This window comes from Rhodospirillales bacterium, assembly GCA_023898765.1.
GTDB lineage: Bacteria > Pseudomonadota > Alphaproteobacteria > Micavibrionales > Micavibrionaceae.
The window spans coordinates 1,547,451-1,567,063 of the sequence record CP060238.1; the positions used below are offsets into that span (position 1 = coordinate 1,547,451).

Annotated in this window: 16 protein-coding genes; 9 read left to right on the forward strand and 7 right to left on the reverse strand. The window is 54.0% G+C overall.

Going from position 1 to position 19,613, the window contains the following annotated elements; genetic code table 11:
- Positions 1 to 20: 20 nt before the first annotated feature.
- The 3 genes from H6853_07520 to H6853_07530 all read right to left on the reverse strand — a co-directional run bounded on the left by H6853_07520 (position 21) and on the right by H6853_07530 (position 3,852).
- The gene (locus H6853_07520) at positions 21 to 1,334 is read right to left on the reverse strand and encodes an arsenic transporter (GenBank protein ID USO04634.1); all 1,314 of its coding nucleotides are present in this window, start codon (positions 1,332 to 1,334) and stop codon (positions 21 to 23) included.
- A gap of 116 nt (positions 1,335 to 1,450) precedes the next feature.
- A complete protein-coding gene (locus H6853_07525) occupies positions 1,451 to 1,975 on the reverse strand; it encodes a CBS domain-containing protein (GenBank protein ID USO03371.1) in 525 nt (174 codons plus the stop codon).
- A 98-nt stretch (positions 1,976 to 2,073) separates the two neighbouring features.
- The gene (locus H6853_07530) at positions 2,074 to 3,852 is read right to left on the reverse strand and encodes an ATP-binding cassette domain-containing protein (protein USO03372.1); all 1,779 of its coding nucleotides are present in this window, start codon (positions 3,850 to 3,852) and stop codon (positions 2,074 to 2,076) included.
- Between the two features lie 39 nt (positions 3,853 to 3,891).
- Here H6853_07530 and H6853_07535 point away from each other — a divergent pair, with 39 nt between their 5' ends.
- Positions 3,892 to 4,902, forward strand: a complete 1,011-nt coding sequence (locus H6853_07535) for a patatin-like phospholipase family protein (GenBank protein USO03373.1) — start codon at positions 3,892 to 3,894, stop codon at positions 4,900 to 4,902.
- Between the two features lie 22 nt (positions 4,903 to 4,924).
- Here the strand turns inward: H6853_07535 and H6853_07540 are convergent, their stop codons facing one another.
- The gene (locus H6853_07540; GenBank protein ID USO03374.1) at positions 4,925 to 5,860 is read right to left on the reverse strand and encodes a TIGR01459 family HAD-type hydrolase; all 936 of its coding nucleotides are present in this window, start codon (positions 5,858 to 5,860) and stop codon (positions 4,925 to 4,927) included.
- Between the two features lie 223 nt (positions 5,861 to 6,083).
- Between H6853_07540 and H6853_07545 the strand changes: the two genes are divergently transcribed.
- Positions 6,084 to 6,254: a hypothetical protein gene (locus H6853_07545; protein USO03375.1), complete on the forward strand. Its 171-nt coding sequence runs from the start codon at positions 6,084 to 6,086 to the stop codon at positions 6,252 to 6,254.
- 21 nt (positions 6,255 to 6,275) lie between these two features.
- Here the strand turns inward: H6853_07545 and H6853_07550 are convergent, their stop codons facing one another.
- The 3 genes from H6853_07550 to H6853_07560 form a co-directional block, all read right to left on the reverse strand.
- Complete coding sequence (locus H6853_07550; protein ID USO03376.1) at positions 6,276 to 10,034, reverse strand: hypothetical protein; 3,759 nt, start codon at positions 10,032 to 10,034, stop codon at positions 6,276 to 6,278.
- A 146-nt stretch (positions 10,035 to 10,180) separates the two neighbouring features.
- Positions 10,181 to 11,623, reverse strand: coding sequence for an alanine:cation symporter family protein (locus H6853_07555; protein USO03377.1), 1,443 nt, complete (start codon positions 11,621 to 11,623; stop codon positions 10,181 to 10,183).
- Between the two features lie 27 nt (positions 11,624 to 11,650).
- Positions 11,651 to 12,139 (reverse strand): hypothetical protein, encoded by a 489-nt coding sequence (locus H6853_07560; GenBank protein ID USO03378.1) that lies wholly within the window; start codon positions 12,137 to 12,139, stop codon positions 11,651 to 11,653.
- 163 nt (positions 12,140 to 12,302) lie between these two features.
- On the opposite strand from H6853_07560, the gene miaB reads away from it, so the two are divergent.
- From miaB to H6853_07595, 7 genes are all read left to right on the forward strand, one after another.
- Positions 12,303 to 13,655, forward strand: coding sequence for a tRNA (N6-isopentenyl adenosine(37)-C2)-methylthiotransferase MiaB (gene miaB, locus H6853_07565; protein ID USO03379.1), 1,353 nt, complete (start codon positions 12,303 to 12,305; stop codon positions 13,653 to 13,655).
- A 71-nt stretch (positions 13,656 to 13,726) separates the two neighbouring features.
- A complete protein-coding gene (locus tag H6853_07570; protein USO03380.1) occupies positions 13,727 to 14,698 on the forward strand; it encodes a PhoH family protein in 972 nt (323 codons plus the stop codon).
- The gene (gene ybeY / locus H6853_07575) at positions 14,679 to 15,197 is read left to right on the forward strand and encodes an rRNA maturation RNase YbeY (GenBank protein USO03381.1); all 519 of its coding nucleotides are present in this window, start codon (positions 14,679 to 14,681) and stop codon (positions 15,195 to 15,197) included. Before H6853_07570 ends, ybeY begins: the two co-directional genes overlap by 20 nt.
- A 13-nt stretch (positions 15,198 to 15,210) precedes the next feature.
- Positions 15,211 to 16,119: an HlyC/CorC family transporter gene (locus H6853_07580; protein USO03382.1), complete on the forward strand. Its 909-nt coding sequence runs from the start codon at positions 15,211 to 15,213 to the stop codon at positions 16,117 to 16,119.
- Complete coding sequence (gene lnt / locus H6853_07585; protein USO03383.1) at positions 16,109 to 17,686, forward strand: apolipoprotein N-acyltransferase; 1,578 nt, start codon at positions 16,109 to 16,111, stop codon at positions 17,684 to 17,686. Before H6853_07580 ends, lnt begins: the two co-directional genes overlap by 11 nt.
- A gap of 236 nt (positions 17,687 to 17,922) precedes the next feature.
- Positions 17,923 to 18,336 carry a helix-turn-helix transcriptional regulator gene (locus tag H6853_07590; protein USO04635.1) on the forward strand — a complete coding sequence of 138 codons (414 nt, stop codon included), beginning with the start codon at positions 17,923 to 17,925 and terminating at the stop codon, positions 18,334 to 18,336.
- 113 nt (positions 18,337 to 18,449) lie between these two features.
- Positions 18,450 to 19,613, forward strand: coding sequence for a methionine adenosyltransferase (locus tag H6853_07595; GenBank protein USO03384.1), 1,164 nt, complete (start codon positions 18,450 to 18,452; stop codon positions 19,611 to 19,613).

Here is a 19,613-nt window from a genome sequence, read left to right on the forward strand (position 1 = left end):
CTGCCGCGCCCTTCGTTGTTTTACCCGTGGACGGGGGCTGAAAAGAAGGGGAAGAAAATCCACATGATAACGGAAGAAGCGAAAAGCGCCACCAGCGTCGCCGGCGTGGCATTCTTAAACCAAATCCACGGGGTGATCGAAAGACTTTCCTTCCCTTCTTTGGAAGCCGCACGTTCCGCAATAGACACGACAAAAACATTCGCAGCGGATCCCAAATGCGTTGCATTTCCGCCCAGACCGACCCCTATCGCCAGACTCCACCACAAAACGGTAACGTCTATGCCTTGCGTTTGCAGTCCCAGGATGATCGGGATCATCGCTGCGGTGAAAGGAATATTATCAATGGCCGCAGAAAAGAATGCCCCAACCCACATCAAGACAATCGCCGCGACGAGAATATCAGACTTCACAAACGGCTCGATAAATTGCCCCAGATATTGAAGGAAATGACTTTCCTCAACGCCGCCGATAATCACGAACAGGGCCACCAAAAAAACCAGCAGGGAAAGTTCCGTTTGGGCGATGTAATCGTCAATGCTTATCTTATTCGCGATAAACAGCAGGACCGTCATGCCCAGAGCTGCAATAACCCAGGCATCCCACCCCAAGCTTCCCTGAAACACAAACAAAACGATCATGCCGCCCAAAACGAGCAGGGAGGAATACCATATCCTTTTGCTTTTTATGATTCCCTCAAGATCAACATTCAAGGGCTCCGGAATAACATTCAGCCTCTTCCTGAAAAGAAAGCTCAAACAAGCAAGAGTCAGAAGACAAGCGACAAGGACGATACCGCCCATATGAACCAAAAAGCTTGTAAAATCAATGCCGGCGGCAGAACCGATCATCAGATTGGGCGGGTCCCCGACCAAAGTCGCAACGCCGCCGATATTGGACAATATAGCCGTTGTCATCAGAAACGGAACCGGGCTGACCCTGAGGGCCTGACAAATAAGCATGATCAGCGGTCCGAATATGATGACAGTCGTGACATTATTCAGGAAAAGGGACAAAACGGCGATGGACATCCCCAGCATCGCAAGCAACACGTAGAGCCTCCCCTTGCTCAGCTCCGCTGTGTAATAGGCCAAGGCCTGAAACCCGCCAGTGGGAATCATAATCGCCACAAGGGTCATCATCGCGCCCAGAAGGAAAATCACGTTCCAGTCAATGATCTCAACGGCCAGCTTTTGATCGTAAAAACCAAACGCCTCTCCCGTAAAAACCATCACGCCCGCACCGACCATTGCCACCTTTGCCCTGTGAAAACCGTGAATTTCCTCTGTGAAAATAGCGATAAAAGTTACAATCAAAACAATCGCCGACGCTAACATTGACGTATCAAAAGTTAACGTTTCTACAACCGCTTCCGCTGCAGAGTCACTATCTATCATCTTACTTACCCTCTATTCTTTTTGTTTTTTTGTTTTTTATAAAAATTTTTTGGTCTTTATCGAGAAATCTCATCTACGGGTTTCCGCCGTTTAATATCTGCCTTGATTTGCAAAATGGTGCGGATCGCGCTCTGAGATGAAATCAGTCCGACAAGATTCCCCGTTTTTTCATCAACGACAGGAAGCGGGCTGCCGTTATTCGCCATCAGGCGAACGCCTTCTCTCAACGGGGTGTCAGGATCGACCGTCTCGACATCGCGGACCATAACCGTTTCAAGCTTTCTTTCCATCAGGCTTTGAAGGCGGGAGGCAAGCCACTCTGTCTGGCCCGTTAAATGATCCAGATTAAGATTAAGCCCCCGCATCCGGCGGTCTTCTTTTTGCAGCCCCAGCGGCGCCGGTAAAATAGAATTCAGCAAATGGTGAAAGTTAAAAATCCCCAAGAATTTTCCGTTCGCATCCACAATCGGAACACTGCGAATCCTATGTTTCTGGAAAAGCTCGAGCGCATCTTCGACCCGCATATCCGGCGCTGCCGTTATCAACTCGTTGGTAATCATTGCATCAGAGCAAGGCATCATGGACCCTCTTAATTGTTAATTGTATGCCATAAAATTTGGAGCGCACTATATGCCCTTCACATTGCAACGCAATATATTATTTCGAAGATTTTAAAAAATTATCCACTCAACCCGGCGTCATACATCCGGGCATAGACATTGTCATTGGCCAGCAGATCTTCGTGATTGCCGCTTTCCACGAGCCTTCCCTCTTCCAGCATCAAAATCCTGTCCGCATTTTGAACGGTTGAAAGACGGTGGGCGATAATCAGCGTCGTCCGGCCTTTCTGAAGTTCCGAAAGCGTTTTCTGGATGGCGCGTTCTGCTTCGTTATCCAGGGCGGACGTGGCCTCATCCAGCAGTAAAATGGGCGCATCGCGCAAGATGGCGCGGGCAATGGAGATGCGCTGGCGCTGCCCGCCGGAGAGCTTGACCCCCTCTTCCCCCAGCCTTGTGTCATAGCCCTGCGGGAGCTCACGGATAAAAGCGTCTGCTTCGGCGGCAATGGCTGCCCTTACGATCTCTTCCCGGCTTGCCCCCTGACGGCCGTAAGCAATATTGGCCTCGGCACTGTCGTCAAAAATCGTAACATCCTGAGAGACAAGCGCGATATTTTCCCGCAAGCTGCGCAGGGTCATCTCCCTGATGTCGCGCCCGTCAATCAGCACCCGTCCGGCGGTCACATCGAAAAAGCGGGGAATAAGATTCATAATCGTTGTTTTTCCGCTGCCGGAGCGCCCGACAAGCGCGCTCACCTGCCCGCCTGCGAGCGTAAAAGATACGCCCTCCAGCGCCTTTTTCTCGTCGTCCTCGTATTGGAACTCGACATTCTCGAAGGTGATTTCAGGTCTGGACAGGGAAACGGACACGGCGCCGGGCGCTTCTTCGACATCGGGAACCGTATCCATCAGATCGAAAACGCGGTCCGCCGCCCCAAGGCCCGTCTGAAGCTTGTTGTTCAGCCGCGCGAGCTTTTTCATCGGCTCGTAAGACATCGTAAAGGCCGTAATGAAAGAAAGAAGCTCCCCCGCGCTGGAACGGCCCGCCGCCACTTCGTATCCGCCGTAAACCACAATACCGAAAATCACCACTCCGATCAAAAATTCATTGACCGGCGTTGAAAGATTCCCCACCTGAACGGACTTCATAATCAGATCCCGGACGCGGAAAATGGATTTTTCCGCCCGCTCTTTTTCGTATTCCTCCATACCATAAGCCTTCACCAGCCGTACGCCCTGAAAGATCTGGGACAGGATATCCGATAAATCCGCCATATCGTCCTGAATGCGGCCTGAAAACTTCCGCAAGCGCTGCCCGATCCAGACAACAAATCCGGCCGCGAAAGGAAAAATCACAAAGGCGCTGCACGCCAAAACCCAGTCCTGATAAAACATGACGCCGACAAGGGAAAAGAGGGTAAGGAGGCTCTTCCCAAATCCTGTCAGGCTTTCCACCACCGCCGTGCGCATCACGTTGACGTCGTTTACAACGCGGGACAAAAGCTGCCCGCTTGGATTGGCATGAAAAAATTTCAGGTCCAGCGTCATAAAATGGGAAAAAACGGCCTTTTGGATATCCGCCACGATACGCTGCCCGATCTGGTTCATCATCACGGTGTGCGCATAGGTGGTGATGCCGCGAAAGAAGAAAATGAGGAAGACCACAAACCCTAAAGACCAGACCTTGTCCAGCTTGCCAGCCCCAAGAACGTCGTCCATCACCGGCTCGATCATCACGGCAAAAGCCCCCGTCAGCCCCGCCGATACGGCCATAAAAATCATCGCGACAAGAAGGCGGCCCGCGTAGGGACGCAGGTAGTTGCCGGCCATCCGTTTGATGAGGTCCCAGCTCTTCTTTTTTTCCGTTTTATTGTGCGGTTGCAGCGTGATTTTATCCATCTATCCGTGTTAAACTGGTCCAAGAGGGTATGCAAGTCTATGACATCCGACACGCAGAGTAAAACACTTGAATTTTCGAAAGCCTCCCCCGGAATCGGGCTTGCGCTGGGAAGCGGCATGGCGCGGGGATTTGCCCATATCGGCGTTTTAAAGGTTCTGGCAAAACACGGTATTTACCCGGGCATTGTTGCCGGCACGTCCATCGGCGCGCTTGTCGGAGGGGCGTATCTGGCCGGAAAGCTGGACGTTCTGGAAGACTGGGTTTTGTCCTTAAACCGCTTCAAGATTTTTTCCTATCTGGACTTCAGGGTTCGCAGCGCCGGGCTTATTGGCGGTGAAAAGCTCGTCAAAATACTCAAAGATCATTTTGAGGACACGAAAATTGAAGACCTTCCCCACCCCTTTATCGCGATTGCATCCGATCTGGCAACAGGGCACGAAGTCTGGCTGCGCAAGGGCAATTTCGTGGATGCCATGCGGGCTTCCTTTGCCCTGCCCGGCGTCTTTCCGCCCGTCGAACGCAATCACAGATTTCTGGTTGACGGCGCGCTGGTGAACCCTGTGCCCGTTTCCGTCTGTCAGGCGCTCGGATCGCGGATGACCATCGCCGTGGATCTGAATGCCGATTTGATGGGCAAAACCATCAAGCCCGGTCAGGCCTATCAGACGGTCGCGGGATTTGATATTTTCAACGATCAGGACGTGCCGCGGGAAGAGCAGAAGATATTTAAAAGCTCCAGCATCGGGCGGCGTCTTTTCCGCCGGGAAGAAAACAGCCCCAGCCTTTTTGGCGTGATGGTGTCCGCGCTGGGGATCATTCAGGACCGCCTGACCCGCTCCCGCCTCGCCGGGGACCCGCCGGACGTTCATATCAAGCCGCAGATCGGACATATCGGGATGCTGGAATTTGAAAAAGCGGACGAACTCATCCGTCTGGGCGAAGAAGCGGCGGAAAGGGCCATGCCTGAAATTCTGGCGGCCATTCGCGTCCTCCTGCCCCCGTCGATGCAGCCGCAAATCGCGGACAGCGACATCCCGCCGCAGGGATAGCCGCCGCGAACGCCTTTTACCCCTAACTTTTCGGCTGCTTGCGTTTTTTGTGCTTGCGGTCCGGCAGGGCCCTACCCCAGCGCATTTCATCCGCCAGATAGGTCGGCATCACGTTGTTGTATACCGCGATGAGGTTTTTCAGCGCGTTATGGACCTCTTTGGGAGTCTGGCAATGGCCGAAATTGGCCGCATGAAGACCGGATTTGAACAGGCAGGTATCAAGCGACACCGCGTGCCCCCCGATCACGTCATGCGCCATCGTATCGCCCAGGACAACCGTGCCGGAAGGATAAATCTCTTTTTCTTTCAGGATTTCGATGCAATGCATAAAAATAAGGGAATGGGGTTTGCCGATATGATACACGATCCCGCCGGAATCCTGATAACGCCGCGCCAGAAGGGACGGCCCCTTCAGCAGGGCGTTTCCGATCATGGACAAACTATCCGGGCTGGGGCAAACGGCTTTCAGGCGAAGCTGGATCGCGCGGCGGATCAAAGGCTCGTAATGCTCCAGCGTTTTGCGGGGATAATCCATCCCCGTAATCAAAACGAAATCCGCGTTCTCTATATCATCAACGGCCGTCACACCCGTCCCGTCGAGGATAGACGTGTCGTCCCCCCGGCTGAAGACAAAACACTTTTTCCCTATCTTCTGAAAAACACCGCCGGTCTGACGGTGCAGCCCCTGCCAGATCACTTCCCCGGAAGTGACGATTTCGCTATACAGGCTCGGCCCGAGGCCCATTTTTTTAAGCTCGTCTTTATGAAACTCCGCCCGCCGCGTTGAGTTCGAAAGCAGCAAAATCGTCTTTTTGCGCTCTTTGAGTTCTTTCATGCAGTCCAGAACACCGGGGAACAGGTTTTCGCCGTCATGGAGGGTTCCCCATTGGTCTATGATGAACCCCATATAGCTGTCGGAGATATCCGAAACACCTTGGCAGAACTTCGTCTTCGCCATGAATACGTGACCTTTACTCTATTACCTTGCGGTTACCCGTGCAAAAAGCTGGCGCATGCGAAATGCGCCGACCCGTCATTATGACGCCAAGCGGAAGATCAATCAACCAATCCTTTAGACGAAAAATCGGCTTCCCCCTCGAAAACACCTTGCCTTTTCATAATTTTTTTTGCATTATCTCCGGCATAATCTTTTGATGGCGAAGACAATCGGGGCATTCAACATGGTAATGAAAGCATTTGGCATGGCCATAGATGGAAGAGGCCGCAGACTGGGGGAGGTTCGCGTTCCGACCCCGCCGCCGCATCAGATGGTCCCTGCACCGGAGCACAGACCCACCCCCGGCCCGCAGGAGGGCGTTCGCGCCTATCCGCCCGCTCAAAAACCGCTCTAATCAGACGAAATTCCGCCCGTCCTAGGCCGTTTTGCGCGCAGAGCGCAGGATCTTCGGCTCTTTTCCCGCCGCATAGCACAGCATCTCGTAGAGTTTTCCGATGTCGCTGGAGGCAAAGGTCGAAGCCAGCAAGTCGCCGTGATCGTTCGCGCCGGCCTGCACATAAACCTCTTCGAACTGGCGCACGAAACGATTCACATAGTTTCGGAACTCGCTGTTTTTCTCATATCTGCCCCTGATTTTATCCACAGGCAAATCGTCTCTCATTTCCGCCAGCCGGCGCGTAAAGACGGAAACGTCGCCCTTCTGATAGGCTTTCCACGTCCGCTCCGGCACCTCGCCGTCCATCAGGCGCGTAATATCCACAGACAGGGAGTGAAGGCTTTCCACCACAAATTTGGCGCTGCCAAAGAAGGAATCCCTCTGGATTTTCCAGTCTTCTTTCCGGATTTTCTCCGCCTGCCGGACGGCATCCTGCGCGGCTTTGAATAACGCGCTGGATTGGCGGCTGAAGCTGCCGGAAGCGTCATCCGCGCTCTGCACGACCTGCGAGGAGATCGTGATAAGGTTTTTGCTTTCTTTCGAAAGGCGCTCGCGCACCTCTTCAATTTGTTCAAAAACCCTCTCGCCCTGCTGTCCGACCTCATTCATCTTGCTGGACAAAATCGACGCTGCATGGCTGATCTTGTCGGCGCTGGCCGCAGATGCCTGTGCCACGTCGTCTGTCTGACGGCTCAGTTCCTCGCCGTAGGATTTCGAGATTTGAAGCGACGATTTCATCTGTTCCGACATCTCGCGCGCACGCAGGGCAAAGCCGTCTCCAGCCTTTTTAAGCTCCGACAATGTGTCCTGCGAAGATTCAAGAAGCGTTCTGGATTCTTTCTGGACTCGCGCCACCATGTCCTGGGTATTCGATACACTTTCTTCCACCGTCTTGCTCAGGCGTTGGTTTTCCGCGTGCACTTTTCCGCCGGCCCGCGCCAGATGCTCCGCCGCCTCTTCCGAAGAGTTTTTCACCTTCTCGAGGTTTTTCGCGAACCCTTCCCCTGCATTTTGGATCTGCGCAACGGACATCCCGACCATTTCCGTGAGTTCGTGGAACTGGTCGCTGACGGCTGTTTGCACAGCCTCTATTTTCATGAGCGCCTGATCTGTTGACAAATGAACATCCGTAGACTGCCCTTCCAGCGCCTTGCCGATCGCGTCCACGCGCTCTTCCGCATTGCGCGAAGCGGTTTCCATATCTTCAACGCAGCCACGGAGATACTCGCCGGAACTGCGCAGCAGCGCCGCGGCATCATGCGCGCCGGCTTTCAGGGAGCCGAGGCGTTCATCAAAGACGGTGCCGACTTTCTCCAGTTTTTCGAGATTGGCCTCGCTTGTTTCTTCAAATCCTTCCCGCAGATCGCGCAAGCGCCGGGCCGTTTCCTCGACCTGTTCCACGGCCCTTTCATAAATCGGCGTATAGGTTTCGGACGTGTCCTGCAGCGCCTGCGTTACGCCCGCAAGCGCCTCTTTCGCGCCGGAAGATTGCGCGTTCAGGGAAGAAACCTGCGCCAGCAATTTTTCGTCCAGCGCCCCCAGTTCGCTTAAAGCCCTGCCGCTGCGCTCTTCAATGTCCTGACAACTGATGACAATCCGGTTTTGAAGGGAAGAGAGTTTTCCTTCCACATCCTGCGAATAATCCGTCAGCTTTCTGGATTCTTCGGACAGGGAATCGCGCACGGTTTCAATCCGGCTTAAGGAAATATCCACCTGCTGCGCCAGACTTTCCTTCTGCTGGACCAGCGTGTCGCTCAGGCTGCGGGAATGCCCGGCAAGCTGCCCGCTCAAGCTTGAAACGTCGCGCACCTGCGTGCGCAACATATCGCGGATGCAAACGGCCTTTTCTTCGGCGCGGTTTGAAGCTTCGGTAAGCTCCCCTACCCTTTGGGCAAGACTTTCCGATATTCTGGCGTGTGTCATATCCGCAGACTCAACCGCAGCCACGATGTTGCGGACAGGCGCGGCCAGAGAATGCGAAACGCTTTCCATGCACGCGGCGGCCTCTTCCTGCATGTTTTTAAATTTATCGGCCTGCGCCCCGACATTTCTGGAGATATCCTCGGCCTGAACCGTAATTTGTTCGCTTGTTTTCTCCAGAGCCGACCGCCCTTCCTCCAGCATTGACACAAGCGCCTGAATACGGGAGGTCTGTTTTTCCGCTTCCCTGTTCAAATCCCCGATACGTTCATCGGTTTGGGTCAGCATATTTTCAGCCTGTTTTTCAGCCTGTGCGGATGTTTTCGACAGGCCCTCCACCGCGCGCCGGACGGAAGCGCTCATATTCTCCGCGCTGGAAACGGCCACGGACATGGCCTCTTCCAGCTTATGCGCGGCTTCGGAACCGGCGGTTTCAATCGCCTGCGCCTTTTTATCCAGATGATCGGCCGTATCCTGCAGGCTTCCGGCTTTTTCTTCCAGCCGTTTTTCAAGTCCTTCGGTCTGCGCCGCCGCCTTGTCGACCGCCGCGCGGATCATCTCGACATTTCCTGTTAAGGCCCCCGCCATAGCTTCCACTTTTTGGGACAGGGCCATCAACCCTTCGTCCAGCGCTTCACGATTTTCTTCCAGGCTCCGTCCTACATTTTCCAGAGAGGAGGAGGCTTTTTCCGTGACCGTTTCGAGCGATGTAACCTGCTGCGCCAGGAGTTCCCCAACCCGCGCCGTTTCCGTTACTTTTTCGGCGGTACCGAGAATTTTTTCCGTACTTTTGGAGAAGATATCTTCCACCTCGGCGCTCTGTGCGAACATTGTTTTCGCCGCCGCATCCCAGGCGTTCGCGCCTTCCGCCGTTTTGGATTCGATACCGGCAACGCGTTTTTCGATTTCTTCCATCAAAGAACGCAGGCTGGCGCTGCGTTCCTCCAGAGCCTGCGCCAACAGGTCAATATGCGTTTCGGTTTCGGCGTTCATGCTGCCCAGATTTTTAATCTCCGAGCGAAGGCCCATCCGCGCCCGATGAATGGATTTCAGGACAGAGGTCGAAGCGGTCGAAAGCTCGGCGGCCTGACGGCACAGATCCTCAATATCCCTGTGGATGACCTGCGCGCGTTCCTCGGACGGGAAAATCATGGCCTGCAATTCCGCACGCAGCGCATCGGCATACATGTGGACGTCCGCCCCGCGCTGCGCGTAAGCCAGAACCATCCACAGCAGCGCCAGCGGCGCCAGAGCGCCGGCCAGAAACCCGCCCAGAAGATGGGGCTGAAGCGCCAGGATTTCGCTCCAGCCGATATAGGTCTGAACATAGCCCAGAGAAAGCCCTATCCACACGGCGCTGGCGAGGACGCCCGCCACATTCATGATTTTAAAACGAAGGGTCCGGCGCATCGGCGCGGTATTGGACGGACTTAACATCAGGGCGGGTTCCAGATATTGCTCCGGCTCCTCTTCCTGCGCAGCCTGAGCGGCAGGCCGCTTCGGCGCCCGGATTTCGCCGGGATTCCCGCGCGTTTTGTCCGCGCCCTTTGACTCTTCCTGATTGGCCGCGGAGGTGATGCGCAGCATTTTAAGCCCCGACCCGCTGCGGATGGAAAACTGGCTTTCGACCTGTTGTGCTACCGGATCGTCTTTGTCCGGACTTTTTTGCGGGACCGGCTTTTTCGCAGACAAGGGCGGGATATTGCTTTCCACAGGCATTTGATCGTGCAGCTTATCCCCCTTCTTGACCCCTGTGAGTTTTTCACGGGTCACCTCAATGTTTTTATAGGATCGCTTTGCTGCGGATAAATCGGACATGAAGGCCCCTTCTTTTGATTAAAAAGTTCAAAAAAGTCAAAAATGAGAAGGTTTTATAGAGGCATGTTCAAGGCATCTCTGCAAGATAGAAAAAATTTTTTCCACAGGGATTGCGCCGGTCCGCCCGCATAGACGACGGTATGTTTTTATTCGTTTTTAAGGTCTTGTATGTAAGCCTTGAGATCCCGCTTTAATTCGGGCGCCAAAAGATAAAGACCGATCAGGTTGGGGATCGCCATGATAAAAACAGCAGAATCTGTAAAGAGAATGACATTCTCCAGTGCCGACGATGCGCCGACAACCACGAAGGCCAGAAAAATAATTTTGTACCCGTATTCGACCGCATTGCTTTCTCCAAACAGATAGGTCGCGCTTTTCAGCCCGTAATAGGACCATGAAATGATGGTTGAAAAGGCAAAGAGGAATACGATAAAGGCTAAAAGATACGGAAAGAACGGTATAGCCGTTTCGAATGCACGGGAGGTCAGCACCATCCCTTCCATGCCGTCCGCCTCCTGATAAGCCCCGGTCAGTACAATCACAAACGCCGTGACCATGCAAATCACCGCCGTGTCGATAAAAGGCCCCAGCATGGCGACAAATCCCTGGCGGATATGGCTGTCCGTTTGCGCGGCGGAGTGCGGTATCGCGGCGGAGCCAAGGCCCGCCTCGTTCGAAAAGACGGCCCGCTGGACACCGACGAGAAGAGCGCCGATGACCCCGCCCAACCCCGCTTCCGGCGTCAGGGCCAACTCGAAAATCCTGATGAAGGCGCCGGGAACGCGTTCGTAATCCATCCCGATCACAACGAGGCCGGACAGCAGGTACAGCCCGCCCATCAACGGCACGATCTTGGAGGCCACGGCGGCAATGGACCTGATCCCGCCAAGGATCACAAGCCCTGTCAAAAAGGCCAGAAACAACCCGTACATCCACCCTTTATCCGCCAGAAACCCTTCAGCGCCGCCGGTGATGTTGACGAATTGCTGGAACGACTGGTTGGACTGGAACATGCTGGCCGCGCCCAACGCAGCCACGGCGCAGCAAAAGGAAAACAGGCTGGCCATGATATGCCCCAGATAGGGGATGTCCCGGTTGTCAAAAGCATCCCGCAGGTAATACATCGGCCCGCCGGAAATTTTCTTTGTATCTCCGGAGGTTGCATGATGCCGGTATTTCACCCCCATCGCCGCTTCGGCAAATTTTGTCGACATGCCAAACAGGCCCATGACAAACATCCAGAAGGCCGCCCCCGGTCCGCCGACGGAAATGGCAACCGCCACGCCTGCGATATTGCCCAGCCCCACCGTGCCGGACAAAGAGGTCATCAGGGCCTGAAAAGGACTGATCTGGCCGTCCACCCCTTCTTTTTTACTGTAATATTTTCCGGACACGATCCGGATGGCATGGCCGAAATAACGGAAATTGATGAAGCCGAGATACAGGGTAAAAAACAGGGCCCCGATCACGAGCCAGACAAGGATGAGTTTAATGTCGTACCCTGTAAAGGGTTCGGCATAGAAGATAACGGACGCGAGCCCTTCGGACACCGGCCGAAAAGATTCGTTAATCTGCTGGTCTATACTCATACTGGCTTTCCGGTTTTAACCGTTTGTCTAGTTTTCGCAGATGGAATGCTCGCCGCGAAAGGTGGAAGACGCCCAGTGGCGAAATTCGTCGCGGCTCATCTTTGCCGCCTTCGGGATACGGGGAGAAAAGGTCGCGCAGAAAATATCCGGACGCATCCGCGCCGCATCTGTGGAAACCTTGTTGGCCATGGCGGTGCGCAATCCATGCAACCGTCCTTCCGGATTCTTGTCCCCTATCCGGTTGTAATAATTTATCAGCGTTTCCTCATATCCTGCGAACAAATCGGCATTGCGGTCCGTCATTTCGCGGTATTGCTGATAAAAATTCTTCCAGCCGCGCGGGGTCATATGCTGGCAATTCAGGCCAATGACCATAAGCTCGCTGTGAATGCGAATACCTTGTTCGGCCTCGGCCTCAGCGGTCGAATAACATCCGCCCCCTTTTTTGGCAAAGGCCGGGGTAAAAGCCGGGAGCACAAGCAAAGACGTCACAAGGACAAGAGATAGAAGTCTCATCAGTCAAAATCCTTACAATACATAAACACTTAAGAGGTCTTCAAATCAGAATAGTTCCGGTATGCGGCAAAAAAACGGCAATGTCTACCGGAAACAGGATTTGATGCACATCTTAGTTTCTTGATTTTTGTTCTCTTTCTATGGTTTATACGGTCCCGGGACCATGAAAAAGAAACTCTACATCAAGAGCTGGGGCTGCCAGATGAATGAATATGACAGCCGCCGGATGGCCGATATCCTGGCGCCGCTGGGCTACCGGACGGTCGAAACACCCGAAAGCGCGGATATGGTCATCCTGAACACCTGCCATATCCGCGAAAAAGCCACGGACAAGGTCTTCTCCGAAATCGGCCGCCTGCGCCCCTTCAAGGAAGAAAAAGAGACGCGTGGCGGCAAGATGCTGATTGCCGTGGCGGGATGCGTGGCGCAAGCCGAGGGCGATTTCATCCTCAAGCGCGCGCCTTGCGTGGATATGGTCTTCGGGCCGCAAACCTACCACGAACTGCCTGAAATGGTGGCCAAAGCCACAGGTGCCTTTGGGGACCGGCGCATTGTGAACACCGACTTCCCCGCCGAAAGCAAGTTCGATTTCCTCCCCGAAGAGCATGAGAATCCGGGAGCTGCGGCCTTTTTGTCCGTGCAGGAAGGCTGCGATAAATTCTGCACCTTCTGCGTCGTGCCCTATACGCGGGGGGCGGAATATTCACGGCCGGCGGAAAAAATCATGGCCGAAGCGCGGCGGCTGGCGGATCTTGGCGTACGGGAAATCACCCTGCTGGGCCAGAATGTCAATGCCTGGCACGGCAGCGAAGGATGGGGGCTGGGCCGCCTGATCGGCGAGGTTGCGCAAATCGAAGGCATTGAACGCATCCGCTACACAACCTCCCACCCTTGCGATATGCGCGACGAATTGATGCAGGCCCACCGGGATGTTCCCGAATTGATGCCTTATCTGCATTTGCCCGTTCAAAGCGGCGCCGACAGCATCCTGAAAGCCATGAACCGGAAGCACACCGGCGAAAGTTACCGCGAAACCGTCGCGCAGCTTCGGGCGCATCGCCCGGATATCGCGATGTCGTCGGACTTTATCGTGGGATTTCCGGGGGAAACGGAAGAAGATTTTGAGGCCACCTTGCAAATCGTGCGGGATATCGGCTATCAATCCGCCTATTCCTTCAAATATTCCCCCCGCCCCGGCACGCCGGCGGCCAATATGCCCGGACTTGTCCGTGAAGAGGTGAAATCGGAACGTTTGGAGCGCCTTCAAAGCCTGATAAACGGGCAGCAGCTCGCTTTTAACGAAAAAACCGTGGGACTGACCCTGCCGGTCCTGTTTGAGCGGAAAGGGCGCAAAAAAGCCCAGCTTCAGGGCCGCACCCCTTATAATCAGGCCATTAACGTGACCGCCCCCGCGCGCCTTCTGGGCCGGATTGAGAATATTACGGTCAATGCCGCCTCTTCCAACGCCCTCATAGGGGAAATCCGGATGTCTGAAACGATTGTAAAATCCGCCTGATTTTGAGATAATGGAAGAGTAATCACAGCAAGAGGTCTACTATCTCAAAACACACCAATTTCCCTGTTTCCATGAGCTTCGACGATAACCGTCTCCTGCCGCTGCTTTATGGCGAGCAAAACGCGCATCTGCGCGATATCGAAGAGTCTTTGAAAGTCGATATTTCCTCCCGCGGGAGCGACCTCCTGATCGAGGGCGCGGCGCGGCCTAAACAGCTCGCACAGATGACCCTTGAGATGCTCTGGAAAAAATTGCAGCGCGGACAGGAGGTCACAAGATCCGAAGTAAAAGCCGCCATTAAATTTGCGCAAGGGGAAGGTCAGCCTCTCCCGATAAACGGGACCGCCTCGAACAAGGATGATTTTTTTGAGGAAAAAGCGGGAATAAAGGCAGGGGGAAACAGGCTTGTTACGCCCCGCTCCCCTCACCAGTCCACTTATATCGAAGCCATCAAGAAATATGACATGGTGTTCGGGATCGGCCCCGCCGGAACGGGCAAGACGTTTCTGGCCGTCGCCGCAGCCGTCGAAATGTACAAGGACGGCCTCATTGACCGGATGATTTTTTGCCGCCCGGCCGTCGAAGCCGGCGAACAGCTTGGTTTTCTTCCGGGCGACATGCTGGAAAAAATAGACCCTTACCTGCGCCCCATTTATGACGCGCTGCATGACCTCATACCGAAAGAACAAATCGCCAAAAAGCTCGAAAACGGCGATATTGAAATCGCGCCGCTTGCTTTTATGCGCGGGCGCACGTTGAAGAATGCGTTTGTAGTTCTGGACGAAGCCCAGAACACCACGGCCATGCAGATGAAAATGCTGCTAACCCGTATGGGCGAAGGAACGCATGTCGTCATAACCGGCGACCCGAGCCAGATTGACTTGCCAAACGGCGCAAAATCAGGCTTAAAAGAGGCCATTAAAATTTTAAAAGAAATAGATGAAGTTGCCTTTATCCATTTTGATGAAACAGACGTCGTCCGGCACAGGCTGGTCAGCAAGATTATAGAGGCGTACAAGGCATATGACGATTCCGACGGATAACCTCCTTATAGACGTGGCCATTCAGGACCCTGAATGGGAAGATCTTAAAGGCATTGAAACGCTGGCACTGGAGACCGTGCACATGGCGATGCAGATGGTCGATCTGCCGGAGCCGCTCCAGGGCCGGGCGATGGAAATCAGCGTTGCGCTGGCCAATGACGATTTGATCCGGATCCTGAACCGGGAATACCGGGAGAAAGATTCCCCCACCAATGTTTTAACGTTTGCAACGCTGGATGAGGGGGAGCTGCAAAGCGAAGATCCTGTCAATCTTGGCGATATCGTTTTGTCCTATCAAACCGTCCGCCGGGAATCGCAGGAGCAGGAAAAATTTCTTCAGGACCATGTCGCCCATCTTCTGGTTCACGGCACGCTTCATCTTTTAGGATACCGTCATCAGGACGATGACGAAGCCAACATCATGGAGACCCTTGAAATCCGTATTCTCGAAAAACTGGGTGTTCAAAACCCTTATACGGAAACAATTCCCCTTTCATAACCTCAATAAAAACATGTCCGATCCCCTCCATAAAGATAACGCCGACGCCGAACCTTCTCCTGATTCTTCCGAAAAAGGAGGCGCTTTTCCATGGATAAAGCGCCTGCTTCCTTCGAAACCGGAGGATCATAATCTGCGCGAGGCGCTGGAAGATTATATCGAGGAACTGGACGAAAGCGATTCCCACTCGGTGGCGGTGCATGAGCGCAACCTGATTTCCAACGTGCTGAAAATACGGAATATGACGCTTGTGGATGTCATGATTCCGCGGGCCGACATTGCCGCCATAGAAGTCAACGCTTCGGAAGAGGACCTCATGGCCCTTCTGTCCGAAAAACAGTTCAGCCGGATTCCCGTCTACCGCGAAACGCTGGACGATGTGATCGGCAGCGTCCATATCAAGGACATCATGGCCTGCATGGCCGCCAAAAAAGAACTCAACATTCGGAACATGCTGCGGGATATTCCGGTTCTCTCCCCGGCCATGGCCGTTCTGGACCTTCTCCTCCTGATGCAGGAGCAGAAAAAACACATGGCGCTTGTTACGGATGAATATGGCGGAATCGACGGCCTCGTGACAATCGGGGACATTATCGAGGCCATTGTCGGGGAAGTGGAAGACGAGTTTGACACGGACGACCAGCCCGAACTGATCGAAAAGCCTGACGGGACCCTCCTGGCGGATGCCCGTTATGATCTGGAAGAATTCGAAGAAAAATATGGCTGTTTGTTGAAAGAAGAAGAACGGGAAGATGCCGACACGATCGGCGGCCTTGTTTTCCTGGCGGCCGGGCGCGTTCCGGCGCGCGGCGAAGTTATCAGGCACGAATCCTCCGGCATGGTTTTTGAAATCGTCGATGCCGATCCGCGCCGTGTGGAGCGCGTTTTAATCAAAAATATTCCGAAAAAAGATGAAGGTTAAAAAACCTGCCGCAAAGTCCTTGCTTTCCTTTGCCTTTGCCACGCTCCTGCCTTTTATGGCCGGTATTTTTTGCGCCTTGTCCATGGCGCCTGCGTCCTGGTGGCCCCTTCTCTTTGCAGGCTTCAGCCTCTTTTATATAACCCTTGCAAAGGCCGGAAGTGCCGGACGGGCCGCTCTTTCCGGTTTTTTCTTTGGACTGGGTTATTTCCTGAAGGGGTTGTGGTGGATCGGAAACGCCCTTCTTGTCGAAGGCAATGACTATGCGTGGGTCTGGCCGCTGGCCGTGATGGGCCTGCCGACCCTGCTGGCCTTGTTTACGTCTGTCGCGGCAGCGCTTTCCCGCGTGACGGGGGATCTTAAAACCATCTCCGGTTTTCTTGTTTTCTGCGCCGTCATGGCTCTGTCCGAATGGGTGCGCGGGCATATCTTCACCGGCTTTCCGTGGAATTTATACGCCTATGCATGGTCGGAGAACCTGCCGCTCCTCCAGACCTTAAGCCTCACAGGGCCTTACGGCCTGACCCTTCTGACGATTTTCTGGGCCGCGCTGGGAGGATATTTGTACGTTTCGCCGCAGAGCCTGAACCGGAAAATGCTCTTAACCTTCAGCGCTGTTTTTCTTTTTATCGCCTGCTTTTCTTTCGGGAGTTACAGGCTCCACACATCGGCAGACGAAAGCACAAACAGGAATATCGCCTTACGGGTTATCCAGCCCAATATCCGGCAGGACTTAAAATGGCTCCCGGATTTACAGGGACTTCATTTTGAAAAACACCTGAAACTTTCCGCCCCTTCTTCCGGCGAAGGAGCGCCGCAGGCTTCCACAACCCTCATAATATGGCCGGAGACGTCCGTTCCGCCCGTTATTTTCGAATCGCCCGCAGGCCGGGATAAAATAAAAAACATGCTCTCTTCCTATAAAGGGGAAGTCTATCTCCTTGCAGGCGTTCTCAGACGGGAAAAAGGCGAAAGCGGCCAGACGGATTATTACAACTCTATCGTTCTCTTTGACAAAAAAGGGCGCGTAAGGCCCCTCTACGACAAAACCCACCTTGTTCCCTTTGGCGAATATATCCCGCTTCAAAAATGGATTCCGCTTCGACCCGTCGTGGAATTCACGGGCTTTCAAAGAGGCGCAGGGCCGCAAACCATTATAGAAGACAGCATCCCCCCCTTCAGCGGGCTGGTCTGCTATGAAATCATCTTTCCCGGAAAGGTTGCCGGAGAGTCCGAAACGCGGCCCGACTGGATCGTGAACCTGACAAACGACGCATGGTACGGCATCAGTGCGGGCCCCTACCAGCATTTCGACCATGCCCGGTTCCGGGCGGTTGAAGAAGCCCTGCCCGTCATCCGGTCCGCCAATACGGGCCTTTCGGGTGTCATCGATTCATACGGACGCACCCTGAGCGTGTCGACCCTGAACCAGGATAATGCGCTTCAGACGCTTCTTCCCGCCGCTTCCGGCAAGGCAACGCTCTACAGCCAAACAAGAGACTGGCCTTTTCTTCTTTTTTGTGGCTTTATCCTGCTCGCCGGGTTCAGACGTATGTTTAAACATAATTAGAACACGCTTAAAAACTAAAGTGATATCAAGCGGATACCTATACTTAAGACTAGGCTGGGCAAAGTTTTCTTGCATGCAAAGGTAGGCGCTGCTAGTTTTCGTATTACTTTTACGGGTACTTGAACTTTTCGAAAACGTACTTTGTGTATTCTGATGTGGGGGACGCTATGTCTGCAGCAAGCAAGAAGAAAACCGGGAACCTGATGGACAGCAAGAAAAAAGGCCGCGCCGGTTTTATGGACGGGCATATCGGAGGACGCCTGCGCCAGCGCCGTTCCCTGCTTGGGATAACTCAGGAACAACTGGCGGAATCTGTCGGTATCACCTTTCAGCAGATACAAAAATACGAAAACGGCGTCAACCGGATCAGCGCCGGACGCCTGTTTGAATTCAGCGAAATTCTGGATGTGCCGGTTTCCTTCTTTTTTGAAAATTTTGCAGGCGGGAAGAAGAAATCCTACCAGGCTCTGGGGCTTGCGGAAGGGGATCAGGCCCCGTTTGAAGGAGAGGAAGATATTCTGAAACGAAAAGAAACGCTTCAGTTGATCCGTGTTTACTATTCCATCCGCAATCCGAAACTCCGCAAGGATTTGTTCAATCTTGTCAAAAGCATGGCCGACAACATGAGAGATCAGGACGGAGAGTCTTGATTCCCACAGCAAAGCACGATACCTTTCCGCTTTAAATTAGAGAGTGGAAGAAATCTATGTCCAGCCAGCCTGCCCTGAATCAAAATAACAGCCCTGAAAGCCGGGAGAACCGCATGTCTGCACACGGTCTGCAAAATTTTATCTTCACCAGTGAATCCGTATCCGAAGGTCATCCGGACAAGCTCTGCGACCAGATATCGGATGCGATTGTCGACCGGTTCATGGAAGGCGACCCGAATTCCCGTTGCGCGGTGGAAACAGTCACGACAACAAATTATGTCGGGATTCTGGGCGAAACGCGTGGCCCCTCGGACATCACGCCCGATGTGATGGAACAGATCGCCCGCGATGTGATTAAACAGGTCGGGTACGAACAGGAAGGCTTTCACTGGAAGGATGTCGAGGTTGACGTCCGCGCCCATTCCCAGTCTGCCGATATCGCCCAGGGCGTTGACGCCGAAGGCGCCGGAGATCAGGGCATTATGTTCGGCTATGCCTGCCGCGAAACGGAAGCGTTGATGCCCGCAGCTATTCATTACTCGCATGTGATTTTGCGGTCTTTGGCTGAAGCCCGTCATGCCGGAAAGCTGCCGGATGTTGAGCCTGACTCAAAATCCCAGATTTCCCTTGAATATAAAGACGGGGAACCCGTCCGCGCCACCTCCGTTGTGGTGTCTTCACAGCACAGCGCAAAAGTGTCCCAGAACGACGTGCGTGAAATGATCCGCCCTTACGTTCTCGAAACGCTGCCCGAAGGCTGGATGTGCCCGGAAGATGAATTTTACGTGAACCCCACAGGCCGTTTTGTCATTGGCGGCCCGGTCGGGGATGCCGGCCTGACAGGCCGCAAGATTATCGTGGATACCTATGGCGGCGCGGCCCCGCATGGCGGCGGCGCTTTCTCGGGCAAGGATTCAACGAAAGTGGACCGCTCGGCGGCATATGCGGCGCGTTATCTGGCGAAAAACATTGTCGCGGCCGGTTATGCGGACCGCTGCACCATCCAGCTTGCCTATGCGATCGGCGTGGCCAAACCGATGTCTTTATACGTGAACACGCACGGCACCGGCAGCGTACCGGAAGCGAAACTGGTCGAAGCCATCGATCGGGTGATGGATCTCACCCCGACAGGCATCCGCAACCACTTGAATCTGCGGCGCCCGATTTACGCCCGCACCGCCGCTTACGGACATTTCGGCCGCGAGCCGGAACAAGACGGCGGTTTTTCGTGGGAAAAGCTGGACCTTGTGGAGCCGTTGCAAAAAGCCATTGGCTAA

Coding starts and splice junctions, on each gene's coding strand:
- H6853_07580 (USO03382.1), top strand. CDS start 15,211: ATGTCCGATCCCCTCCATAAAGATAACGCCGACGCCGAACCTTCTCCT.
- H6853_07550 (USO03376.1), bottom strand. CDS start 10,034: ATGTCCGATTTATCCGCAGCAAAGCGATCCTATAAAAACATTGAGGTG.
- H6853_07520 (USO04634.1), bottom strand. CDS start 1,334: ATGTTAGCGTCGGCGATTGTTTTGATTGTAACTTTTATCGCTATTTTC.
- lnt (USO03383.1), top strand. CDS start 16,109: ATGAAGGTTAAAAAACCTGCCGCAAAGTCCTTGCTTTCCTTTGCCTTT.
- H6853_07530 (USO03372.1), bottom strand. CDS start 3,852: ATGGATAAAATCACGCTGCAACCGCACAATAAAACGGAAAAAAAGAAG.
- H6853_07545 (USO03375.1), top strand. CDS start 6,084: ATGGTAATGAAAGCATTTGGCATGGCCATAGATGGAAGAGGCCGCAGA.
- H6853_07590 (USO04635.1), top strand. CDS start 17,923: ATGGACGGGCATATCGGAGGACGCCTGCGCCAGCGCCGTTCCCTGCTT.
- H6853_07535 (USO03373.1), top strand. CDS start 3,892: ATGACATCCGACACGCAGAGTAAAACACTTGAATTTTCGAAAGCCTCC.
- H6853_07595 (USO03384.1), top strand. CDS start 18,450: ATGTCTGCACACGGTCTGCAAAATTTTATCTTCACCAGTGAATCCGTA.
- H6853_07540 (USO03374.1), bottom strand. CDS start 5,860: ATGGCGAAGACGAAGTTCTGCCAAGGTGTTTCGGATATCTCCGACAGC.
- H6853_07570 (USO03380.1), top strand. CDS start 13,727: ATGAGCTTCGACGATAACCGTCTCCTGCCGCTGCTTTATGGCGAGCAA.
- miaB (USO03379.1), top strand. CDS start 12,303: ATGAAAAAGAAACTCTACATCAAGAGCTGGGGCTGCCAGATGAATGAA.
- ybeY (USO03381.1), top strand. CDS start 14,679: ATGACGATTCCGACGGATAACCTCCTTATAGACGTGGCCATTCAGGAC.
- H6853_07525 (USO03371.1), bottom strand. CDS start 1,975: ATGATGCCTTGCTCTGATGCAATGATTACCAACGAGTTGATAACGGCA.
- H6853_07560 (USO03378.1), bottom strand. CDS start 12,139: ATGAGACTTCTATCTCTTGTCCTTGTGACGTCTTTGCTTGTGCTCCCG.
- H6853_07555 (USO03377.1), bottom strand. CDS start 11,623: ATGAGTATAGACCAGCAGATTAACGAATCTTTTCGGCCGGTGTCCGAA.